Origin of the sequence: Mesorhizobium sp. M0029 (assembly GCF_040323735.1) — a bacterium.
In the GTDB taxonomy this organism is placed as follows: Bacteria; Pseudomonadota; Alphaproteobacteria; order Rhizobiales; family Rhizobiaceae; genus Mesorhizobium.
In genome coordinates, this window is the sequence record NZ_JAMYVF010000024.1 from 23,974 (window position 1) to 45,778 (window position 21,805).

Here is a 21,805-nt window from a genome sequence, read left to right on the forward strand (position 1 = left end):
CTCTCATCGCGCCGCTGGTGCGATGAGAGGCGCGTCCGGGCGCGGTCACTCCGGCGCCAGCACCGCAACTTTGAGGTTCTCTTTCCTGGCGCCGCTGAGCTGGATCGTGGCTGCGCCAGGCGTCAGCTTGAAGCGCAGGCTCTTGCGGACGCCGGGGCAGGTCTTCACGCCGCTGAAACCGGCTGATTTCACGGCCTGGCCATCCTGAATGACGTCGACCCAGGCCTCATCGGACAGGCTGATCTGGAGCTCTCCTTCCGTTGGCACGGCCACGTTTGCCGTCGCGCCGAACGTGCCGGCTGCCGGCGCGCGTTGCGGTGAGACCATGAAGCTGACCGCATCGACCGGCTCCAGCGCCATATCCGCGGCTTCGCCGAAAGCAAGAGAGGCACCGGACTGCGCGGCGGGCGCTGCCGGAAACAGTTCCTGCTCGCGTGTCACCGGCCATTTGAAGGCATCGCAGCCAGCATCAGCGGCCATGGCGAAACTGGTGCTTGCGAGGATTGCGAACAGGCTGATGGCGACTTTTTTCATGGCTAAGGAACCCGTTTGGTTTGGAGTGTCTACACGCAGGTATACAACTTAAACGAGCTGTATGCAACCATAACGAGAACAAATTTCGGAGTCCAGACTGGAAGTGATTTCCAATCACCGATTGTTGATGACAGGCCACGCGAAGTGAATGGTCCAGCGCCGGGTGATAATTTATGGCCGGGCCGCAGGGTTGGAAAAATGGAGTTTAGATGAAGCTTTTTGACGGTCTCGCCAGATTTCAGCCGCAGGCACTCGGCGTCCTGCGCATCATCACAGCCCTGCAGTTCGTCGAACATGGCTCGCAGAAACTGTTCAATTTTCCGGTCAGCGCCGAGCCTCACGCTCTTACCGGCCTGACGGCGACGGCAGGCATCCTGGAGTTCGCCGGTGGCATCCTGCTGGCGCTCGGTCTGTTCACCCGCCCGGTCGCGTTCCTTCTGGCCGGCGAGATGGCCATCGCCTATTTCATGGCGCACTACCCGCGCGACTTCTTCCCGGTCAACAACAGCGGCGACGCGGCAATCTCCTTCTGCTTCATCTTCCTCTATCTGGTGTTTGCCGGCGCCGGCGCCTTCGCGCTCGACAACCGCCGCAGCACCTGACGCGCCTGATGCATGTCGCCCAAAAGTGCGCAGCGGTTTTGGGATAACGAATGCACAAAACAAGAATCTGAAGCGCCTCGGCGAAGCCGAAGCGCTTCAGGCGCGCATTCGCTCGAAGTTCGCGTCAAAGAGCGGCGCTGCCTGAACGCGCGCCGCGTGGCGCTTGCCCAAAAGTTCGATTTCGAAGCCGTCGCTCTTGTCTGCGATCTCCTTCGGCACATAGCCGATGGCGACGGATTTCTTCGAGTGATGCGCATAGCCGCCCGACGTCACCCAGCCGCGCACCGCGCCATCGTACCAGATCGGCTCGTCGCCGATGACATCGGCATCGTCGGCATCGAGGATAAATGTGCGCAGCCTGAGCTTGCCGCCCTGCTTGCGCTCGGCAAGAGCGCCGGTTTTGCCGATGAAATCGGCATCCTTGCCATAGGCGACGAAACGGTCGAGCCCGGCCTCCAGCGGCCCGTAGATCGGCCGGTATTCGCGCGCCCATGAGCCGTAGTTTTTCTCCAGCCGCAGCGCATTGAGCGCGCGCGAGCCGAACAGGCCGAGGCCGAATTCCTCGCCTGCCGCCATCAACGCCTGGAAGGCAGCGCGCTGATATTCCGGCGCCACCCAGATCTCGTAGCCGAGATCGCCGGTGTAGCTGACGCGGCCGACCAGGCACGGCGCCGTGCCGATGTCCATTTTCGCGACCGCCATGAACGGGAATGCGGTGTTGGCGACATCCGCGCGGCTGGCCTTTGCCAGCACCTCCCTCGCCTTGGGTCCGGCGATCGCCAGACCGGTCAGTTTCTGCCCCAGCGCCTCTATGCGCACTGAGCTATCCGCAGGTAAATGCGCCTCAAACCAGCGCATATGATACTGCTCGGCGATACCGGAGCCGGCGATGAACCACTCGGTCCCGTTGGAATTGGGGGCACCGATATTGGCCAGCGTGAAATCGCCGATGAGCTTGCCGTCGTCCTTCAGCATCGGCGCCAACGTCATGCGGCCGGACTTCGGCAACTTGCAGGCAAAGATCCGGTCGAGCCAAGCGGCCGCCCCTTCTCCCGTCACCTTGTATTTGGCGAAGTTCGAAATCTCCGCCAGGCCGACGCTCTCACGAACCGTCGCGACCTCATTGGCGACATGGGAAAAATCGCTGGACCGCCGCCACGAGAACTCGTCCTTGACACCCTCGGGCGCAAACCAGAGCGGCACTTCCAGCCCATAGGACACGCCCCATTGCGCGCCCTTGGCCGACAGCAAATCGTAGATCGGCGTCGTCTTCAGCTGCCGCCCGGCGGGCAGCTCCTCATTGGGAAAGCGAATCGAGAAGCGGCGCGAATAATTCTCGCGCACCTTGGCGTTGGTGTAGGCCATCGTCGCCCAGTCGCCATAGCGCGCCACATCCATGGCCCAGATGTCGGCGCCGGGATCGCCCTCGATCATCCAGTTGGACAGCGCCAGACCGACGCCGCCGCCTTGTGAAAAGCCCGCCATGACCCCGCAGGCGACCCAGAAGCCGGGAAGGCCGCGCACCGGCCCGACCAGCGGATTGCCGTCCGGCGCGAAGGTGAAGGGGCCGTTGATGATCTGCTTGATGCCGGTCCTCTCGAAGGCCGGGAAATGCCGGAAGCCGACTTCGAGCGACGGCGCGATGCGGTCGATATCCGGCTCCAGCAGTTCATGGCCGAAATTCCACGGTGTCTGGAATTCGGACCAGACCTTATTGGCCTTCTCATACGTGCCCATCAGCATGCCGCCGCGCTCCTGGCGCAGGTACAGCTCACCGTCGAAATCGACGGCATGGATGATTTCCGTCCCGGTCTTGGCGTTCCACGCCGCCACCTCGGGCATATCCTCGGTGATCAGGTACATGTGCTCCATTGCCAGCACCGGCAGCTCCAGCCCGACCATGCGGCCGACCTCGCGCGCCCATAACCCGCCGGCATTGACGACATGCTCGGCCACCACTTCGCCCTTGTTGGTGATGACGCGCCACATGCCGTCGGGCCGGCGCACAATGTCCTCGACCTTGGTGAAGCGCTCGACCTCGGCGCCCAGTTTCCGCGCGGCCTTGGCATAGGCATGCGTCACGCCGGAGGGATCGAGATGGCCGTCCTCCTTGTTGCGGACGGCGCCGACGAATTGTTTCGGGTCGAGCAGCGGCATCAGCTCGGCCGCTTCATTGGCCGATATTTCTTCGAGCTCGATGCCGAGGTAACGCCCTTTGGCGACGACGCCGCGCAGCCAGTCGAGCCGCGCCTCGGTCGCCGCCAGAAGCACGCCGCCCGTCAGATGCACGCCGGTCGCCTGTCCCGACAGCTCCTCGATCTCCTTGTAGAGCGAGATCGTGTATTTCTGCAGCTTGGCGACGTTGGGGTCGCCATTGATCGTGTGCATGCCGCCGGCCGCATGCCAGGTCGAGCCGGAGGTCAGCTCGTCGCGCTCCAAAAGCACGACATCGGTCCAGCCATGACGCGCCAGATGGAACAGCACGGAGCACCCGACGACGCCACCGCCAATGACCACGACCTTTGCATGCGATTTCATGAGTTTTGCTCTGTTATCAACGAGTTGAGGAGATAAGGTGAATCAGAAAGGCAGCGCCGCGCGCCGATGTTGAAAAAGTCATGGCTCGCCCTGCCCGATCGCTTCCTTGCGCCTGGCCACATACGCCTCCAGCGCCTCGCGCACGGCGATGTCCATCACCGGCTCGACATAGTCTTCCAGCGCCTTCTTCCACAGCCGGGTCGCGCGCGCCGTCGTGTCGAGGCCGCCGGCCTCCTGCCATGCCTCGTAATTCTGCCAGTTGGACAGTATCGGCTGGTAGAAAGCGGTGGCATAGCGTTCCAGCGTGTGCGGTTCGCCGAAGAAATGGCCGCCGGTCGGCACCGCACCCAATGCCTCGACCGCAAGCTCGGCCTCATCGACGACGATCGGCCGCAGGAACTCCATCATGTGCTGGATCATCTCGACGTCGATGATCAGTTTTTCGAACGATGCCGTCAGCCCGCCTTCCTGCCAGCCGGCGGCGTGATAGACGAGGTTGCCGTGGCCGAGCACAGCGCCCCACAGCGCCATCAGCGTCTCGTAGGCGCCTTGCGCGTCCGCCGCATTCGATGCCGACCCCGGTGTCGTGCGGTAGGGCAGATTGTAGCGCCGCGCCAATTGCCCCGAGGCGATGTTGGCCTTCGTGTTCTCCGGCGTTCCGAAGGCAGGCGCGCCCGACTTCATGTCGACGTTGGAGGTGAAGGCGCCGTACATCACCGGCGCGCCGGGGCGCACCAGTTGCGTCAGCACCACGCCGAACAGCGCCTCGGCATTCTGCTGCGCCAGGGCGCCGGCGAGCGTCACCGGGCTCATCGCGCCCATCAGCGTGAACGGCGTCACCGCCACCGACTGGCCGAATTCGGCCATGGTCATCAGCCCTTCGGCCATCATCTCGTCGAATCGGCGCGGCGAGTTGACCGAGATGATGGTGGCAATGCCGGGATCATCTCGCATCTCATCCAGCGTCAGCCCGCGCGCGATCGCCATCATTTCGATGCCGTCCAGCGCCCGGCCTCGTCCGATCGCCGAGACATGGAAGGATTTGTCGGTCAGCGTCAGATTGGTGAAATAAGTATCCATGTGCCTGGTGTTCGCCGGCAGTTCCACCGGCGCGCAGACCTGGTTGCCGAGCATGTGGATGCAGTTGAAATGCTGCGCCAGCCGGGTCAGATCGGCATAGTCGTGCAAGTTTCCGGCGCGCCGGCCGCGCTCCATGTCATGCACATTGGGCGGCCCGGCGACGAGGGTGAAATTGATCGTGTTGCCGCTGAGATGAATGGTGTTGGCGGGGTTGCGCGGCGTCAGCCGATAGCTGGACTGCGTGGTCTTCAGCGCCTCGGCGACAAGGCCCCGGTCGATGCGGACATTCGCGATCGCATGGTCGACTTTTGCGCCCGCCTTCTCGAACAGCGCCAGCGCCCGCTGAGACATCACCTCGATGCCGAAATTTTCCAGAATGTGCATCGACGCCTGGTGGATCGCTTCGATCTGGTCGGCCGACAGCATCGCCATCGGCGGATAGGGATTGGTCACCCGCCGCAGTGGAAGTTGCGGGATGGCGGCAGGCCCCCGGTTGCTGGTTCGCTCCGCGCCGCGCTTGCGTCTTGGTTCATTCATGCCTGGCATCAGAGCGCCGGCATCCGGACACCGCTGTCAGAAATCCGCCCTTCGCGGACGTGATTTTAGCCAAGGCGGCATTTTTGAATTCGTTTGGAGACAGAGGCGACGCAAAAGGTCGGAATAATGATACAGGTCCCACTCAGCGGAGCCGGGCCGGCAAGCCGTTAAGAAACGCCGCAAGATTCCCTTTATGATTTCAGCCTATCCGTCTTCCATGCGTAGTTCGAGTTTGAGTAAAATTGTAGCGGTTGGCGTGCTGCTGGCTTTGCCGGCCTGCGCGACGCCGCCCAACCATATCAACAATGTCTGCGCCGTCTTCGACCAGAACGATGGCTGGTTCGACAACTGGCAGTCGGCCGCCGAGCGCGCCTCGCAGAAATACGGCGTCCCCGTCCCCGTGCTGATGGCGACGGTGCGCAAGGAATCCGGTTTCAAGAGCAATGCCAGGCCGCCGCGTACCAAACTGCTCGGCTTCATTCCGTGGAAGCATGTCTCGTCGGCCACCGGTTTCTCGCAGGCGCTCGACGGCACCTGGTCGCAATACCAAAGCGAAACCGGCAGTTGGGCGGCGAGGCGGACCAAGTTTGCCGATGCCGTCGATTTCGTCGGCTGGTATCATTCCAAGACATCAGACACGTTCGGCGTCGCCCGCAACGACACCTACAATCTCTATCTCGCCTACTATCTCGGCTGGACCGCCTACGGCCGTGGCAACCGTGGTGACGCCGGCGTGCAGGGCTATGCCAGGGCGACCGAAAAGATGGCCCGCGACTATGCCGAACAGCTGCGGCAATGCGGCAGCTGACGTTGCCAAGCGGTCTTGCAGCCACGCAGTTTGCGATCGAAGCGGAACTCAGCCATTCATTCGCTTGGGATCAGGTGGAGGATCGACCTTCCTCCCTTTACCGCTGCCGTTGACAGCTTTCGGTCAAACGTCGCCAATTGGCCGTCACGCGCCTTGGCGAGTCCCAACAGATAGCTATCCGTTACCTGTGCCGGGGTGAGGATCCTGGCTGCATCGATGTCGTTGGAACCGACAAGGCTGATCTCGTCAGGCCAGAACTGATGTCCTGAAAGGTCATGCAGCTTGCCGACAATCTGCGCCACCACGGCGGGCGAACCCGGAGAATTGGGGTATTTCGGGTTGCTTACAATCCTGATGACGCCATTCTCGGTAATGGGACATGTTGCCCATGATAAATGCCCGGTGGATTGGAACCACCGATGGGCATCTTCATGCGCGACGTGAGCCGGATCGATCAACGCAACCAACACATTGACGTCGAGCAGGAAGGTCACGGCAATTCGTCGCGAAGCGCATTGACCATTTCGAGATCGACCATCGGGCCGTCGGGCCGCGATGCAAGCAAGGGGATGCCGTTGCGTTCACCGCCGGTCGGTGGCCTGCGCAGTGAGCGGCGAGCCAGATCGGAAATGACATCGCCAACGCTGCGATCCTGCTGTCGCGCCATGGCCTTGGCGGCAAGGAGGACATCGTCATCGATTGCAAGTGTGGTTCTCACAATATGCTCCCTATCGCGCATCAAACATCACGCATCACATAAGGCAATGGACAGCAATATTCAAGCGAACGTGGCCTGTCGTTCCTTGAGCTATGGCGACGCTGCGGCAATGCGCCAACGAGCGGAATTGCCTCTATGGCTGGTCAGCTCGGCTTCTTGCCATGCGGGCGCTTCGGCGGTTCGCCGGCGAAACCGGGGCCGATCCCATCCGGTGCGTCTTCCGGCACGCCCTCATGCGCTGCGTGTTCCCTGTCGAACTTGATCACCGGCTCCATCGTCGCCAGCACATCGTCCGACAGCCAGCACAGGCTCATATGGCCATCGCCGAGATGCTTCACCGGCGGCACCTTGGTCTCGCACAGATTGTCCGGCACCAGCCTCTTGTAGCCGCAGCGCGTCTGGAACGGGCAGCCGCTCGGCGGGTTCATCGCCGACGGGATATCGCCTTCGAGCACGATGTGCCGTTTGACCACGCTGGTGTCGGCGATCGGGATCGCCGACAGAAGCGCCTCGGTGTAGGGGTGGTAGGGCGGCGCGAAGATCTGGTCGGTCGTACCCTGCTCGACGATGTAGCCGAGATACATGACGACGACCCGGTCGGCGATGTAGCGCACGACGGACAGATCGTGACTGATGAACAGCATCGTCGTCTTGTTCTTGCGCTGGATGTCCATCAGCAGCTCGGTCACCGCCGCCTGCACCGAGACGTCGAGTGCCGACACCGGCTCGTCGGCCACCACCACCTTGGCATCGCCGGCAAAGGCACGCGCCACGCCGATGCGCTGCTTCTGGCCGCCTGAGAGCTGACGCGGCTTGCGCGTCTCGAAGGCCCGCGGCAGCTTCACCAGGTCAAGCAGCTCCAGCATGCGCTTGCGCCGCTCCGCGACATTGTTGCCGACTTTGAATTTTTCCAGCGTGCGGATGATCTGCGAACCGACGGAGTGGCTGGGATTGAGCGTATCGAACGGGTTCTGGAACACCATCTGGATCGATGACACCGTTTCGACGCTGCGCTTCTCGATGCCGGTCGACTGGATCTCCTTGTTGCCCAGCGTCACTGTGCCGGCACTTGCCGTCTCCAGCCCGAGCAGGACCTTGGCCAGCGTCGACTTTCCGCAGCCGGACTCGCCGACGATGGCGACGGTCTCGGATTCGCGGGCCATAAACGAGATCGTCTCATTGGCCTTGACGACGCGGCCTTCGCTGGAGCCGAACACTTCGCTGCCGCCGACCTTGTAGTATTTTCTCAAATCCTCGATCTTGAGCACCGGCGCGCCGGGCACAACCTTCTCATTGACCTTCTTGGCGCCGGGAGGCAGCGCTTCCCAGTCGATCTCGTTGAAGCGCACGCAGCGCGAGAAATGCCCTTCGTGACCGGCGACCTCGATCATAGGGATTTCGGCGGCATTGCAGACGCCCTCAACGAAATGGTGGCAGCGCGGGCCGAAATTGCAGCCCTTGGGCCGCTCATGCGGCAGCGGCAACTGGCCGGGGATAGAGATCAGGGGCCGCGAATTCTTGTCGGCGCCCGGCAGCGGGATCGAACGGAACAGCCCTTGCGTATAGGGATGGCGCATCCGGTCGAACACGTCCTTGATCTTGCCGGTCTCGACCGCTTCGCCCGAATACATCACCGTGATGCGGTCGCAGGTCTCGAGGATGAGGCCGAGATTGTGCGACACGAAGATCATCGACGTGCCGAACTTCTCGCCGAGCCCCTTGACCAGTTCGACGATGCCGGCCTCCACCGTCACGTCGAGCGCGGTCGTCGGCTCGTCGAGCAGAAGCAGCGCCGGCTTCGACAGCAGCGCCATGGCAATGACGATGCGCTGCTGCTGGCCACCGGACAGCTGGTGCGGATAGGAACGCATCATCCGTTCGGGATCGGGCAATCTCACCGAGCGCACCATTTCGAGCGCCCTTTTGTAAGCCTCTTCCTTCGACACCTTGTCGTGGATCAGCGGCACTTCCATCAATTGCTGGCCGACCTTCATCGCCGGATTGAGGCTCGCCATCGGCTCCTGGTAGATCATGGCGATCTTGTTGCCGCGGATGGAGCGCAACTCCTCGTCGGACAGCTCGCCCATGTCCTTGCCCTGGAACTTGATCTTGCCGCCGACGATCTTTCCGATGTTGGAGAGGTCGCGCATGATGCCGAGCGACACGGTCGACTTGCCGCAGCCGGACTCGCCGACGATGCCCATGGCTTCGCCCGGCATCACCGTGCAGGAAAAGTCCATGACGGCAGGGATCTCGCCCTTGCGGGTGAAGAAGGAGATCGACAGGTTCTCGATCTCGATGATCGGCGCAGCGCTTGGCCCAAGGGTCGGGTTGCCGGGATTTCGAACTGCCTCATTCATGGGTCGCTCCAATCCTATTTTCATGCTCGCGGGGCCGAAACCCGCAGATCAGTCTTTCATCGATTGTTCGCGCAGCGAGTCGGCAAGCAGGTTCAAGCCCAGCACGAACGACATCAGCGCGATTGTCGGCGGCAGCGCCGGGTGGATGAAGGAGCGCAGCAGGCGGCTGGCGTCCTTGATTGCGGTGCCCCAATCCGGGCTCTCCGGCGCCAGACCCAGCCCGAAATAGCCGAGCGTGCCGAGCAGGATCGTGGTGTAGCCGATGCGCAGGCAGGCATCGACGATCAGCGGTCCGCGCGCATTGGGCAGGATCTCCCACAGCATGATGTACCAGGGCGATTCACCGCGCGTCTGCGCCGCCGCCACATAGTCGCGCGTCTTGATGTCCATCACCAGGCCGCGCACGATGCGGAACACGCCGGGGCTTGAAGCAAACACCACCGCCACGAAGATATTGAGCTGGTTGGGGTCGATGTGGATGATCTTGAACGGATCGGCATCGAAGACCAGGCCGGCATAGACCCAGCCGCCGATGATCAGCGTCAGCCCGAGCAATATATAGAGGCGGTCCGGCCGGTTCTTGTAGCGCGTCCAGAACAGTACGGAAAAGAATATGATCGGGAACAGGAAGAACAACCCGGCCATGGCGTAGGGGATGGGCGTATCCATGATGCCGGGCGTCACCAGCAGGTAGAACAGCAGGATCACCGGGAAGGCCAGCACCAGATTGGCTAGGAACGACAGCACGGTGTCGATCCGGCCGCCATAGTAACCGGCGGGCAGACCGAGCGTGATGCCGACCATCAGCGCGAAACCGGTCGCCGCCGGTGCGATGATCAGCACGATCTGGCTGCCATAGACCATGCGCGAAAAGACATCGCGGGCGAGCTTGTCGCCGCCGAAATAGTAGATGAGTTTCGATACCGGCTCGAGCGCGCCCGGCAGCGCATCCTTCATGATCGGCACCTGGGCGAGCGGATCGAAGGGCGCGACGGTCGACGCGAAGATTGCCGTGAACAGCCAGAACAGGCAGATGCCGACACCCACTATGCCGACGCCGCTATCGAACAGCTGGCCGTAGAGGCCGAGCCTTTTCTTGTAGGCGAAGCTCGCTCCCATCACCAGGGCAAGCCCTAACCAGACCGGCCAGAAACGCCCAATCACGCCGAGCACGACATTGAAGGCACCGATATATTCGACCTGCATCTGCCCCAGCCCCCTATTGAACTCTGATACGCGGATTGAGGAACGCGTAGCCGACATCCGAGATGAGCTGCGTGATCAGCACGATGAACACCGAGACCAGTGAACAGCCAAGCAGCAGATCGATGTCGTTGTTGCCGGCGGCTTCGACCAGCGTGTAGCCAAAGCCCTGGTAGCGGAACATCACCTCGACGATGACGACGCCGGTAAGCAGCCAGGGAAATTGCAGCATGATGACGGTGAACGGCGCGATCAGCGCATTACGCAGCGCGTGCTTGACGACGACGCTGCCGAAGGAAAGCCCCTTCAGCCGGGCGGTGCGGATATATTGCTGCGTCATCACCTCGACCATCGAGGCGCGCGTCATGCGGGCGATGTAGCCGATTCCGTAGATCGCCAGCGTCATCACCGGCAGGGTGAAATTGTAGAAGGTGATGCCCTGGCTTGCCGAGGCGGCCGAACCGTTCAGCCAGCCGAGCCAGGAGGCGAAGATGACGGTGAAGATGACGCCGGACACATATTCGGGCGTCGCCGTCGACGCGATCGAGGCGACGGACAGCGTTCGGTCCGTTCGCGAGCCCTCGCGCATGCCGGCCAGGATGCCGATCAGCAGCGAAATCGGTACCATCACCAACAGCACGCAGAGCATCAGAATGCCGGTGGCGGCGAGTGCGGGGAAGAGCTTTGACGCAACGGAGGTTTTGAACTTGGTCGAGCAGCCGAAATCACCTTCCAGGATGCCGGAGAATTTCGGCTCCAGCGGATCGTTGCAGAAGGAGAAACGCTGCGTCGGCTTGCCGGTCGCCGGATCGGTCACCGGTTGCTTCGGGACGACGCCCAGCCATTGCCCGTAGCGCAAGAAGAAGTTCTGCCGGTAGCCATGGTTGACCAGCCAGCTTTCGAGCTGTTCGGCCGATGTGTGCATTTCGGTCTGGCTGATCGCCAGCTTCTTCAAATTCGGCTCGAGGTTGATCAGGAAGAAGACGATCATCGTCAGGCACAGCATCGTCAATGCCATGGTGCCGAGACGCCGGATTACGAAAGAAAGCATGGCGGTCCCCTGCCGGTCTGGTTGGGGTTGGAGCCAGTTCGAAAAACCAGCTTTGCCGTTGCCGGCAGAGTTGGCCGTCAAATCGGCACTCGGATGCAATCAACCCAGTTTTATTGAACGGTCTTTCAGGAGAGTCCGCAACTTTTTGCTGCGGCGGCTTCCGGTTCTGGACCATGCGAGGCGTGACGGGAAGGAGCGAAGCGCCCCTTCCCTGACCGTTGCAATCACGCCTGGTCGAGCCAGACCTTGCCGTAGTCGCGCTCGAAGGTCGGATGCATCTTGTAATTCTGCACCGCCTTGACCGAGTGGCTGTAGAGCTTGCGCCAGTATGGCTGGATCATGATGCCGGAATCCTGCAGGATCTGCTCGATGTCCTTCATCATCTCCTTGCGCTTGGCCGCATCGGCAACGGCCAATGCTGCATTGAGCTTGGCATCCCATTCGGGGTTGGAATAGGCCGACTCGTTCCACGCCTCGCCGGTGCGGTAGCCGATCGCCAGAACCTGGACGCCGAGCGGGCGCATGTTCCAGTTGGTCATCGACAGCGGATACTTGGTCCAGTCGTTCCAGAACGTCGAGCCCGGCAGCACCGTGCGCTTTACCTTGAGGCCGGCGTCGCGCATCTGCGCGGCGATGGCGTCGCCGGTATTCTTGTGCCAGTCTTCGTCGACCGTGATCAGCTCATGCTCGAAGTCGGCCTGGCCGGCTTCCGCCATCAGCGCCTTGGCCTTGGCCGGATCGCGAGCGACTTTGGGCAGCTCGTAATATTCCGGGTGGATTTGGCAGACATGGTGGTTTTCAGCCACCGTGCCGGCATTTCCGTAGCCAAGCTGCAGAACGACATTGTTGTCGACCGCCAACTGCAGCGCGTTGCGCACTTTCTGATCGCCGTAAGGCTTGTTGTTGATGTTGGTGCGGCACACGATGGTCGAGGCGGTGACGATTTCGGACTTGACCAGGTCCAGTCCGTCGAGGATTGACACATAGTCGGCCGAGGTCTCGAAATTGGTATGGACTTCGCCGGCCTCGAAGGCACTGACCATGGCTGCCGGATCGGTGCCGTAGTCGACGAATTCGATGCCGTCGAGGAACACCTCGCCGTCCCACCACTTGTTATCCTCGCGGCGCTTGTAGACCACCTTCTGGCCGACATCGTAGGAGACGAGCTCGAACGGACCGGTACCGATCGGGCAGGCTTTGAAGTCGCCGCCCTTCTCGTCGAAGCTCTTGTGGACGATGAGACCGGGATAATCGCACATGTTCGGAATGAGCGCGATGTCGGCCTTGCCGAGCTTCAGCTTGACGGTGTGGTCGTCAACCTTGGTCACGGCGCTTTCGTCGAGCTTGTCGTCCTTGACCAGCGTGCCGAGACGGCCAGGCATGGAATTGCCCTCGGCCTTCTTGTCGGCCCAGCGCTTGAGATTGAAGATGACGTCATCGGCGGTGAAGGCATCGCCATTCGACCAGGTCACACCCTTGCGAACATGCAGCGTGTACTCGGTGGCGTCGTCGTTGACCTCCCAGCTCTCCAGAAGGTACGGGCGGAACGTGTATTCGCTGGTGTACTTGACCAGCGGCTCAAGCGCCTGGCGCTCGGCATTGGCGATTTCCGACCAGTCGGCCTTGCGTGGATCCTTGGGATCCTTGACCCATTGCGCGACTTTCAGGATGCCGCCCTTCTTGCCCTGCACCTCTTCGGCCCTGGCTTGGGTCGGCACGGCTACGCCGAGCATGCCGTAGGCCATCGCAGTCGACGCGCCGAACACGCTGGCCATGGCGAGGAACTCGCGGCGATCGACTTTGCCTGCCTTGGCTTCTTCGGCCATGGCCAGGATGTGATCGGGAACGCGATCGCCATTACTCTTGTAATTTGTCATACCTTAACTCCCATTGTTGGCTTTCCGCCTTTTAACATTCCGCATCCCTGCCGTGATGTCAAAGACGGCATGGCTACGGAACCTGTTAGGGAATGTGCAACTTTGAAAAGGGAGCGGTTCGCGTGATAACGACAGACTTGGCGCAAAAGTGCTAGCGCGCCCAGATTCCGCCGGAATCTGCTTAGGCGAGTAACTGATACATTTGGGCGGGTTGAGACAGCGCCAGTTCCGGCGGCGGTAAGGGCCAGGAACTCAATATTCCTTTTCGTAGAAGATGCCGCCCTTGGCCTCGCCGCCATCGTTGGCCTCGCCGCGCAGCTTGACGCCGCGTCCCACATTGAGGTCGATCGTCGCCTTGCCCGATCCTGGCCTGTCGCCTTTCTGGATCGTCACATAGGTGCGGTCATTGAGGTACTTGCCCGCCGACACGGCGGTGCCGCCCTGGTCATCGGTGGTCACATCCAGGTCATCGACGCCGATTGCACTGCGCAGGTTTTCGAGCAGCGAGGTCGAGCCGCCGACGCCGGCCAGTTGGCCGGCGGCCTCGGCCAGCTGCGCGATCTGAAGCGGCGACAGGTTCGACATAGAGCGGCCGAAAATCAGCTGCGCCAGCACCTCGTCCTCGGGCAGCGCCGGCACCGAGGAGAAGTCGAATTTCGGATTGGTGGCTTCGCCCGAGACGACGATGGTGACGGTGGCGCTGGTCGTGGTCGATGTCGCGGTCAAGTTGAGGTAGGGCACCAGCGAGCCCGAAAAGCCGACCGTGCCTTCGGTAAAGGTCAGCCGCTTGCCGAGGATCGACAGCCGCCCACGCTGCAAGGTGAAGGTGCCGACCGCCTGCGGCGAAGCCGCCGGGCCGGTCAGCCTCAGCGAACCGCCAAACTCGGCATCGACGCCCCTGCCCTGGATGAAGATCTGGTTCGGCGCATTGACCGTGACGTCGAGGACAAGCCCACTGCCGCCGCCACCGCTGGCCGCCGCCGGTCGCAAGGCCTTGTCCTGCGCCCGCACGGAGGCGGGCGCGTTCTTGTGCTTGACACCGAGCGCTGCCAGCGAGCCCGGCAGCTTATCGGGAACCGTGATGACGGTCTTGGCCAGGTTGACGGTGCCCGAAATCACCGGCGCCGAGGTGAGCGGCCCCTTGATGGTCAGGTCGCCGCCGAGATTGGCTGTCACCACCCTGCCGTCGGTATAGCGGCCGTCAACCAGCTTGATCGACAAATCGGCTGGGAAACCTTGCGCCGGATTGATGCCGAGGGTGCCGGAGGCCGACAGGCTCCCGCGTGTCGACAGCGTGCCGGTCAGCCGGTTGATCCGGGCAACGCCGTTGCCGATCGAAAGGTCGGCGGCAATGTCGTTGACGGCAAGGCCGGAACGCGCGTCGACCAGGCGGGCGCCCGACGTGCTGACCGTGCCGCCGATCACCGGCGACGCCGCCGGGCCGCGCATCTGGATATTGACGTTGGCGGTGCCGCTGAGCGACAGCCCTTGCGCCGCAAGCTTGGCGGCCAGGAAGGAAAATGGCACCTTGCCGTTGAAGTCGAGCACCAGCGCTGGTGTGCCGGCCGTCGTCACCGTACCGCCGCCCTTGAGGCCAAGCCCGGCGCCGTCGCTGATGTCGGCGTTGAAGGTGAGCTTCTTGCCGGCGAATGTTCCCGACGAAGAGATATTCATGCCGCCAAGACCGGCGCTGCGCGTCTGCGAGGTCTGCACCCCACCAGCATCGATATCGAAAGCGACAGTCGGATTGCCCGGCGCGCCGGTTACCTTGACTGTTCCCGAAATCGAACCGGCGGCCTGGAGGCCCGGCGAAAAACTGTTGGCGAGTGAGGCCGGCACCTTCGACAGCGCGGCGCTGATGTCGAGTGCCTGCCCGACCTTGCCGGTCACCGTCGCCGTGCCGCCACCGAGATTGAGCACCAGCTTGTCCAGCGTCGTGGTGCCGTTGGCGATGCTGACGGTCGAGGCCTGGGCGATGGCCGCCTTGATGCCCTGCACCGTGGCCTGGCCGGAAGCGAGTTCGATGGTGGTGGTGCCGCCAGCCACCTTTACCCTGCCCGCAGCCTTCGCCGGAATGCCCTTGACGGTGGCGCCGCCGGAAAACCCGGTCCAGTCGCCGTCGCGCTTCAAAGCGACATCGATGCCGCTGATGGCGGTGCCGCCGGAAATGACGCTGTCGGCGCGAATTTTGCCCGAGATGACCGGCGCGGCGAGATAGTTGGCGACCAGCGCATCGATCGACACCGTCTTCGCCTGCAGGTCGCCGCGCGTAATCGAAGCGGTCGCAGCCTTGACGGCGACGTTCGGGCCATCCGCGGTCTTTGAGAAGGCGATGGTGCCGCGCACGTCGCCTTCGGCCTTTTCCAGCGCCAGCGCCGCCAGCGGCCCGATATCCGGCAGGTCGAGCGCGATGGTGCCGACCGGCACGAAAGCCTCGTCGAGCGCAAGGTCGCCGGAGATCTTGTTGTTGCCGAGCGACAGCAGCAGGCCGTTGATGGCGCTCTTGCCGTCGGCCGTCGCCAGCACCGCGCTGCCTTGCAGCGCCTGCCCTGCGACATTGCCGGTCAGTTGCACATTGGCCGCCGGATTGGCGGCGTCGGCCTTGCCGGTGGCGGTCAGCTTCAACCCGGTGATTTCGCGTTCCGCCACCAGCAGCCGGTCGCTGTTGACTGTCAGCGACAGGTCCGGCGCCAGGCTGGGCCCCTGCGCGTTGAGTGCGAAGCTGATCGCGCCTTTGGCATCTTTCGACAACAGTGAGATGTCGGCCAGTGCACCCTTGATATCTGCGCTGAGCTTGTTGTCGGCGAGACTGGCCTGACCGTCCGCGGTCAGTGCGCCCGACGCCAGCTTGACCGGATTGGCGCTGACATTGCCATTGCCATCCCGCTTCAGCGTGGCGCTGAGCTGCGTGCGCTCTGCCAGCACGCTGCGCGCCGCCGCCGGCAACGCCGCCGACAGCACGTCGGCGTTGAGGTTGAGGTCGATTGCTCCATCGGCAAAGCCGACACGGCCATTGAAGGCGCTGCCCAGCGCATCGGCCTGCACCGAGACGCTGTCGATGGTGATCGCGTCCGCCGCCAGGGTGCCGGCGATCTTGGCGGTGATCTTGCCGGCGATCAGCGGCGCGATGGTCGGATTGTCCAGACCGATCTTGTCCGCCGTCACCGTGCCCGAGATCGGACCGGTTCGGCTTTTCATATCAAATGCATCGGAATGCAGCGCAAGCGCAATGCCCTCGACCTTGGCGTCATCCGTCGCCACCGAAGGCAGTACCGCCGAGATGTCGACCTTGGCTTGCGCAGCCTGCCCGGCCGCCTTCACCGACAGCGCCTGCAATTCGAGCTTGATCGGGCTTTCCGCGCTGCCCAGCGTCAACGGCAGGCTCGGACCGGACGATGTCAGATCGAGCGCGAAATCGCTGGCGCCGTTCGGGTTGACGGTGCCGGCTGCCTTGCCGGAGATTTTTTGGCCCGACAGCGTCGCCTGATCCAGCACGACGCCGCCGGCCGTCGAATAGCTGCCGGCCGCATCGACATCGAGCGGTCCGAGCCCGGCCTGACGGGTCTGGCTGGTCTCGGCGCCGGCCAGTTTTGCATTAAAGCGAATGTCGGGATTTGCTGACGGCCCGGTGATTTGCGCCGTGCCGTCGAGCGTGCCCGCGGCATCGAGGCCGGGCGAAAAGCCATTGGCAAGCGCAGCCGGCAGCGCCGAGAAGGTCGCCGCCAGATCGAGCGTCTGGCCCGCCGTGCCCGACAGCGTCACCGAGCCGCCGCTGAGATCGACTACCAGCCTTTGAATGTTGGTTATGCCATCGGCAATGGTCAGGCTCGACGGCTCGGCGATCGCCACCTTGATGCCGCGCACCGTCGCCTCGCCGGACGCGATCTCGACGCTGGTCGTGCCGCCGGCAATCTTCGCCCGCCCGGCAGCTGTCGCCGGAATGCCTGATATGGTTGCGCCGCCGGTGAAATTCGTCCAGTCGCCGTCACGCTTGAGGTCGACGCCGATGCCACTGACGACGGTCGTTCCCGAGGTCACGCTCTCGGCCTTGATCGTGCCGGAGATCGCAGGGCTGTTGAGATAGTTGGCGATCAGTGCGCTGACGGTGACTGCCTTGGCTGCCACATCACCGCGCGCGATCGACACGCTGGCTGCATTGATGGTGACAGTGGGAGCCTCGCCGTCTTTGGCGAACACCACGGTGCCGCCGATATCGCCGGCCGCCGTCTGCCCGGCCAGCGACGCCAGCGGCGCGATATCGGGCGCGGAGATCGTCAGCGTCCCCAGCGGCAGGAATTTTTCATCGAGCGTGAGGTCGCCCGACACCTTGTTGTCGCCCAGCGCTACGCTGAGCCCCTTGATGGAGCGCTTGCCATCGCTCGTCACCAGCGCCGCCTTGATGGCGAGCGGCTGTTCGTCGACCGCGCCGGTCAGCGAGATATCTGCGGCCGGGCTCACAATGTCGGCCTTGCCCGATGCGGTCAGCTTGATGTCCTTGACCGTGCGGCCGGAGGCCGTCAGGCTGGCACTGTCGGCCGAAACCGAGAAATCCGGTGCGTTGCGCGCGCCGCTTGCCGTCAGCGCGAAATCGACCCCGCCGGCGATCGGCACGCCGACCAGCGAAGACAGCACCGAGACGTCGCCGAGCTTGCCCTTGATGTCGGCCTGGATATCGCTGCCTTGCGCGCTGGCGGTGCCGCTGGCGCTCAGCGAACCGGAAGTGAGTTCGATCGAGTTGGCGGCGAAAGAGCCCTGCGGATCGCGCGTCGCGGTCGCCGAGAATTTGACCCGTTCGCCAAGCAGCGAACTGATCTGCGGCGGCAGCGCCGTCGACACAGCATCCGCATTCATCTTCAGCGTCATGGCGAGATCGGCCAGCGTCACCTTAGCCGTCAGCCCGGCATTGAGAGCATCGCTGCGCAGCGTGCCTTCGTCGAGCGAAATCTCGTCCCTGCTGATCGAACCGGCAAGAGAGGCCGTCAGCTTGCCGGTGATCAGCGGCGCCAGCGTCGCCACGTCGGTCTTCAGCCCGGCGGCCGCCAGACTTACACTGACCGGGCCGCTGCGGCTCTCGATGTCGAAACCGTCGGAATGGATCTTCGCATCCAGATTGTTCACCTGAGAGCCGCCCGCCACCACCGAGACCAGTGAAGCGCTGGCGTCAATCATCGGCGCCTTGCCCTCACCGAAGGCGCGCGCGGTCACATTGTTGATGGCCACCATGATCGGCTGCGCCTGGGTACCGACATTGACCGTGACCGGCTTGGCTTTGGCCACGAGTTCGACCGAAAGGTCGCTGGCGCCGTTGGGGTCGACCATGCCGGCAGCGGTACCATGAACTGCGTCGCTCTCGATTGCAGCGCGCTCGATGTCGACGCCGCCGGCTGCGGTCGCGGTGCCGGCGAGGTCGAAACTGGTCTTGCCGGCAAACAGCGACTTGAATTGTTCCGGCAGGAACCCTTCGAACGAACCGTCGCCCTTGGCCTCGATCCGGTTGCCCTTGTCGGTCAGCTGGTGCCGGCCGGTGAGCTGGGTAACGATCTGCCCATCGACCATGAAGGTGCCGACGCCGCTCCAGTTGGCCAGCGGCCCGGTGCCCGAGACGACGATGTTGACCGGCGGCGCGCCGGGTAGCTTGAGCAGGTTGGCGATGATGCCGCCGGCCGGCTCGGAAGCCTTGAGATCGAGGTCAAGCTTGTTTTCATCCGGCGCGAAGTGGATGTTGGCGTCGACATTGCCTTGCTTGCCGTCATGGCGGGTAACGTTGAGCACCGTCTGGATCGCCAGCGGCGACGCATCGACCTTGGCCGATCCCTTGGCCGCAAGTTCGGCAATGCCGCTGCCGGCAAGTTGCTGGCCGAGCGCGATCTCCGGCAAATCGATCGCTCTGATATCAAGCGAAACCGGCAGGCCGGTCGACCCGCTCTTGCTCGGCTCGGTGCTCGCCACAGGCAGCCGTGCCAGTTCTATCCGTTCGGCCGCTATGCGGTCGGCGCTGAAATTCTTCGACAACAGCGCCAGCGGCGACCAGTCGACGGCCACCTTGCGGGCCACCAGCCAGGCGCCCTCGCGGTCTTCCAGCACGACATGGTCGACCGTCAGCGCGCCGGACCAGATACCGTTAATGCCGCTGACCGTGACTTTGCTGTCCCCTGACGAGGCCATGTCAGAGATGATGCCGGCGAGATTTTCGCGGCCGCGCTCGGTCTTGGTCAGCACGACCAACGCGCCGATGCCCGCCGCCGCCACGATCAGCAGCGTGTAGAAAAACAGGCGAAGGATGCGTTTCAAAATCTTCATCGTCAGAACGCCTGTCCGATCCCGGCATAGATGCCGAAACGCGGGTCGCCACGGTCGCGGTTGAGCGGCACGGCGGCGTCGATGCGCAGCGGCCCGAAGGGCGTGATATAGCGCAGGCCGACGCCGGCGCCGACCTTCACGTCGGAAAAGTCCGGCGTCGCTGTGGTCGAGACGGTGCCGGCGTCGACGAACGGCACGATGCCGATCGTATCGGTCAGCGCAATCCGCATCTCGACCGATGTTTCAAAGAAGGAAAGCCCGCCAATCGGCTGGTTGTCGATGTCCTTCGGTCCGATGCCCTGATAGGCATAGCCGCGCACCGAACCGCCGCCGCCGGAATAGAAGCGCCGGTCGGCTGGAACGTTCTGAAGGCCGGTGCCGACGATCGAACCCAGCGCGACACGTTCGGCAAGCACGAATTTCGAGGCCGTATCGAGCGACTGATAGGCCGACCCCTCGCCCCTGAGCTTGAGGAAGGCGGCGCCGCTCAGAATGTCGTAGCTCGGTTCGGCATAGGCCAGAACCCTGAAGCCGCTGGTCGGGTTGAGCCGGTTGTCCCTGTTGTCGTAGACATATTGCAGCGGAATGCTGGCGATCAGGTATTTGTGCTTGCCGAAAGCGTCGGTGATCCTGGAATAGTCGAGCGCGATTTCAGCCGACACCGTCTGCTTCTTGTCGATCTCATAGGACAGGCCGGTGCTGCCCTTGACCGAGAAATGGTCGTAGGCGTCTGGATGTTCGAGCACGGTCTTGACGCTGGCGATGAATTTCGAGGCCGGCCCGACCACGCCCGGCTTCTCGAACATGATGCCGGCATTGTAGTTGAGCTCGCTGAGATCGTTGCTGCCGATGCCGCTGATCTTGCCCTCGATGCGCAGTTTTTCGGCCCGGCCGAACAGATTTCGGTGGCCCCAATAGCCTTCCAGGCCTAGCCCTTCGGTGTTGGAGAAAGTGCCGCCGACGCCGAAATAGCGTGGTTTGCGCTCGCTGACCTGAACGCCGATCGGAATGTTGCCGTCGGCGTCAAGACTGTCGGCTTCCTTCAGCGTCACGCTGTTGAACACTTCGAGCCTCAGCAGCCGGTCGCGGGCATCGTCGATCTCGTCGGGCGAATATTGCCGGCCGCGTTTCAGCCCGGTCATATATTCAGTGAACTCGCGATTGACCTTCTCGGTGCCATCGACGGTGGTGTCGCCATAACCGGCAACCGGCCCGGCGGCCACCGTCAGCGTCACGTCTAGCGTCGAGGTGGTGTGCTCGGCCACGACCTGCCTGTCGGTGATCCGGGCCAGCGGCCGGCCCTCCTGCTTCAGCGCCCGCACGATCAGCGCCTCGGCCTTGAGCACGGCGCCCGAGCCGGCATCGCCGCCGGCTATCAGGCCGAAATCGCCGCTCGCCAGCCCGGCGGCATCGCCCTCCAGCCGAATATTGCCGAGCGTGAATTTGGGCCCGCTCGAGATGCTGATCACCACCGGGATCGGCTGCGGACCCGTAAATTCGACATCGGGCGGCAAATCGTCGAGCACCTTGCCCTGGATGGTGATGGTGACGACGCCTTCATAACGGGCGTCGGCATAAAGCGCGGCGACCAGCTGTTCGCGGTCGCTACGCGCCTTTGCCAAAAGGCCGAGCGAGCCGGAAACCGGGCGGTCCTCGTCGGATTTCAGCGACGAGGCGTTTTCGAGCTTCTTGACCAAGTCCTTGTCGGCATCGGGCGCTTCGATGGTCACCGCATAGCGCAGCGGGTCGACGATATCGGCGTCTTCGTCATTCGAAGAGCCCCACAATTTGATGCCGAAGAGCTCGAAGGCGGCCGCCGACCCCGATTCGGCAACGAGCACGCTCGAGCACGCCAACGCCACAATCAGCGCGCGCGAAAGCGTGCGCCGTGGCGCACTTACCTTCGACATCTGCGCTTCATACGCCGGCATCAGGACAACCTAGGTTACAAAACTAAAATTGGAATGAAGTTTTGAAGCGCTCGTAAAGGGGCCACAATCCAATTGTCTGAAATAGGCAGGGCTTGGAATTCACACCTTCTGCGTTTTCGCAAGAAAGCGTGATCCCTTTCCCGTGGATGAACTATCGGCATACCGGTCATTGGCCGGTTTGGGAACCGTTGGCGGGCGGAAACCTGCCCGTCCTCGTGTTGACAAGCTTGACTGAAGCTTGAACATGCCGCGGACGTAGCAGTGTC

At 63.0% G+C, this 21,805-nt stretch carries 13 protein-coding genes; 2 read left to right on the forward strand and 11 right to left on the reverse strand.

Annotated features, from left to right (window positions below; all coding sequences use genetic code 11):
* Positions 1-45: 45 nt before the first annotated feature.
* Entirely contained in the window at positions 46-534 is a 489-nt protein-coding gene (locus NKJ76_RS28260) for a hypothetical protein (RefSeq protein ID WP_352538892.1), read from the reverse strand.
* Positions 535-743: 209 nt separating this feature from the next.
* On the opposite strand from NKJ76_RS28260, the gene NKJ76_RS28265 reads away from it, so the two are divergent.
* The gene (locus NKJ76_RS28265; RefSeq protein ID WP_023682200.1) at positions 744-1,136 is read left to right on the forward strand and encodes a DoxX family protein; all 393 of its coding nucleotides are present in this window, start codon (positions 744-746) and stop codon (positions 1,134-1,136) included.
* A 96-nt stretch (positions 1,137-1,232) separates the two neighbouring features.
* Here NKJ76_RS28265 and NKJ76_RS28270 read toward each other — a convergent pair whose 3' ends face one another.
* Together NKJ76_RS28270 and NKJ76_RS28275 are read right to left on the reverse strand one after the other, a co-directional pair.
* Positions 1,233-3,674: a GcvT family protein gene (locus tag NKJ76_RS28270; RefSeq protein WP_352538893.1), complete on the reverse strand. Its 2,442-nt coding sequence runs from the start codon at positions 3,672-3,674 to the stop codon at positions 1,233-1,235.
* 78 nt (positions 3,675-3,752) lie between these two features.
* Positions 3,753-5,291, reverse strand: a complete 1,539-nt coding sequence (locus NKJ76_RS28275; RefSeq protein WP_352538894.1) for a trimethylamine methyltransferase family protein — start codon at positions 5,289-5,291, stop codon at positions 3,753-3,755.
* Positions 5,292-5,508: 217 nt separating this feature from the next.
* Between NKJ76_RS28275 and NKJ76_RS28280 the strand changes: the two genes are divergently transcribed.
* Positions 5,509-6,099 (forward strand): transglycosylase SLT domain-containing protein, encoded by a 591-nt coding sequence (locus NKJ76_RS28280; protein WP_352538895.1) that lies wholly within the window; start codon positions 5,509-5,511, stop codon positions 6,097-6,099.
* A 56-nt stretch (positions 6,100-6,155) separates the two neighbouring features.
* Here the strand turns inward: NKJ76_RS28280 and NKJ76_RS28285 are convergent, their stop codons facing one another.
* The 8 genes from NKJ76_RS28285 to NKJ76_RS28320 form a co-directional block, all read right to left on the reverse strand.
* Positions 6,156-6,593, reverse strand: coding sequence for a TA system VapC family ribonuclease toxin (locus NKJ76_RS28285; protein WP_352538896.1), 438 nt, complete (start codon positions 6,591-6,593; stop codon positions 6,156-6,158).
* A complete protein-coding gene (locus NKJ76_RS28290; RefSeq protein WP_023668191.1) occupies positions 6,590-6,817 on the reverse strand; it encodes a hypothetical protein in 228 nt (75 codons plus the stop codon). The genes NKJ76_RS28285 and NKJ76_RS28290 overlap by 4 nt, the downstream gene beginning before the upstream one ends.
* Before the next feature lie 143 nt (positions 6,818-6,960).
* The gene (locus NKJ76_RS28295; protein ID WP_023668190.1) at positions 6,961-9,177 is read right to left on the reverse strand and encodes a dipeptide ABC transporter ATP-binding protein; all 2,217 of its coding nucleotides are present in this window, start codon (positions 9,175-9,177) and stop codon (positions 6,961-6,963) included.
* A 48-nt stretch (positions 9,178-9,225) separates the two neighbouring features.
* Complete coding sequence (locus tag NKJ76_RS28300) at positions 9,226-10,383, reverse strand: ABC transporter permease (protein ID WP_023668189.1); 1,158 nt, start codon at positions 10,381-10,383, stop codon at positions 9,226-9,228.
* A gap of 13 nt (positions 10,384-10,396) precedes the next feature.
* The gene (locus NKJ76_RS28305; protein WP_352538897.1) at positions 10,397-11,431 is read right to left on the reverse strand and encodes an ABC transporter permease; all 1,035 of its coding nucleotides are present in this window, start codon (positions 11,429-11,431) and stop codon (positions 10,397-10,399) included.
* A gap of 224 nt (positions 11,432-11,655) precedes the next feature.
* The gene (locus NKJ76_RS28310; protein ID WP_023668187.1) at positions 11,656-13,308 is read right to left on the reverse strand and encodes an ABC transporter substrate-binding protein; all 1,653 of its coding nucleotides are present in this window, start codon (positions 13,306-13,308) and stop codon (positions 11,656-11,658) included.
* 252 nt (positions 13,309-13,560) lie between these two features.
* On the reverse strand, positions 13,561-19,608 hold the full coding sequence (locus tag NKJ76_RS28315) for a translocation/assembly module TamB domain-containing protein (RefSeq protein WP_352538898.1): 6,048 nt from the start codon (positions 19,606-19,608) through the stop codon (positions 13,561-13,563).
* A gap of 2 nt (positions 19,609-19,610) precedes the next feature.
* On the reverse strand, positions 19,611-21,539 hold the full coding sequence (locus NKJ76_RS28320) for an autotransporter assembly complex protein TamA (protein ID WP_352538899.1): 1,929 nt from the start codon (positions 21,537-21,539) through the stop codon (positions 19,611-19,613).
* Positions 21,540-21,805: the final 266 nt, after the last annotated feature.

Bases quoted from the DNA above. Each gene is read 5' to 3' on its own strand.
- NKJ76_RS28310 (WP_023668187.1), bottom strand. From the start codon at position 13,308: ATGACAAATTACAAGAGTAATGGCGATCGCGTTCCCGATCACATCCTG.
- NKJ76_RS28270 (WP_352538893.1), bottom strand. From the start codon at position 3,674: ATGAAATCGCATGCAAAGGTCGTGGTCATTGGCGGTGGCGTCGTCGGG.
- NKJ76_RS28315 (WP_352538898.1), bottom strand. From the start codon at position 19,608: ATGAAGATTTTGAAACGCATCCTTCGCCTGTTTTTCTACACGCTGCTG.
- NKJ76_RS28295 (WP_023668190.1), bottom strand. From the start codon at position 9,177: ATGAATGAGGCAGTTCGAAATCCCGGCAACCCGACCCTTGGGCCAAGC.
- NKJ76_RS28300 (WP_023668189.1), bottom strand. From the start codon at position 10,383: ATGCAGGTCGAATATATCGGTGCCTTCAATGTCGTGCTCGGCGTGATT.
- NKJ76_RS28265 (WP_023682200.1), top strand. From the start codon at position 744: ATGAAGCTTTTTGACGGTCTCGCCAGATTTCAGCCGCAGGCACTCGGC.
- NKJ76_RS28260 (WP_352538892.1), bottom strand. From the start codon at position 534: ATGAAAAAAGTCGCCATCAGCCTGTTCGCAATCCTCGCAAGCACCAGT.
- NKJ76_RS28320 (WP_352538899.1), bottom strand. From the start codon at position 21,539: ATGCCGGCGTATGAAGCGCAGATGTCGAAGGTAAGTGCGCCACGGCGC.
- NKJ76_RS28280 (WP_352538895.1), top strand. From the start codon at position 5,509: ATGCGTAGTTCGAGTTTGAGTAAAATTGTAGCGGTTGGCGTGCTGCTG.
- NKJ76_RS28305 (WP_352538897.1), bottom strand. From the start codon at position 11,431: ATGCTTTCTTTCGTAATCCGGCGTCTCGGCACCATGGCATTGACGATG.
- NKJ76_RS28275 (WP_352538894.1), bottom strand. From the start codon at position 5,291: ATGAATGAACCAAGACGCAAGCGCGGCGCGGAGCGAACCAGCAACCGG.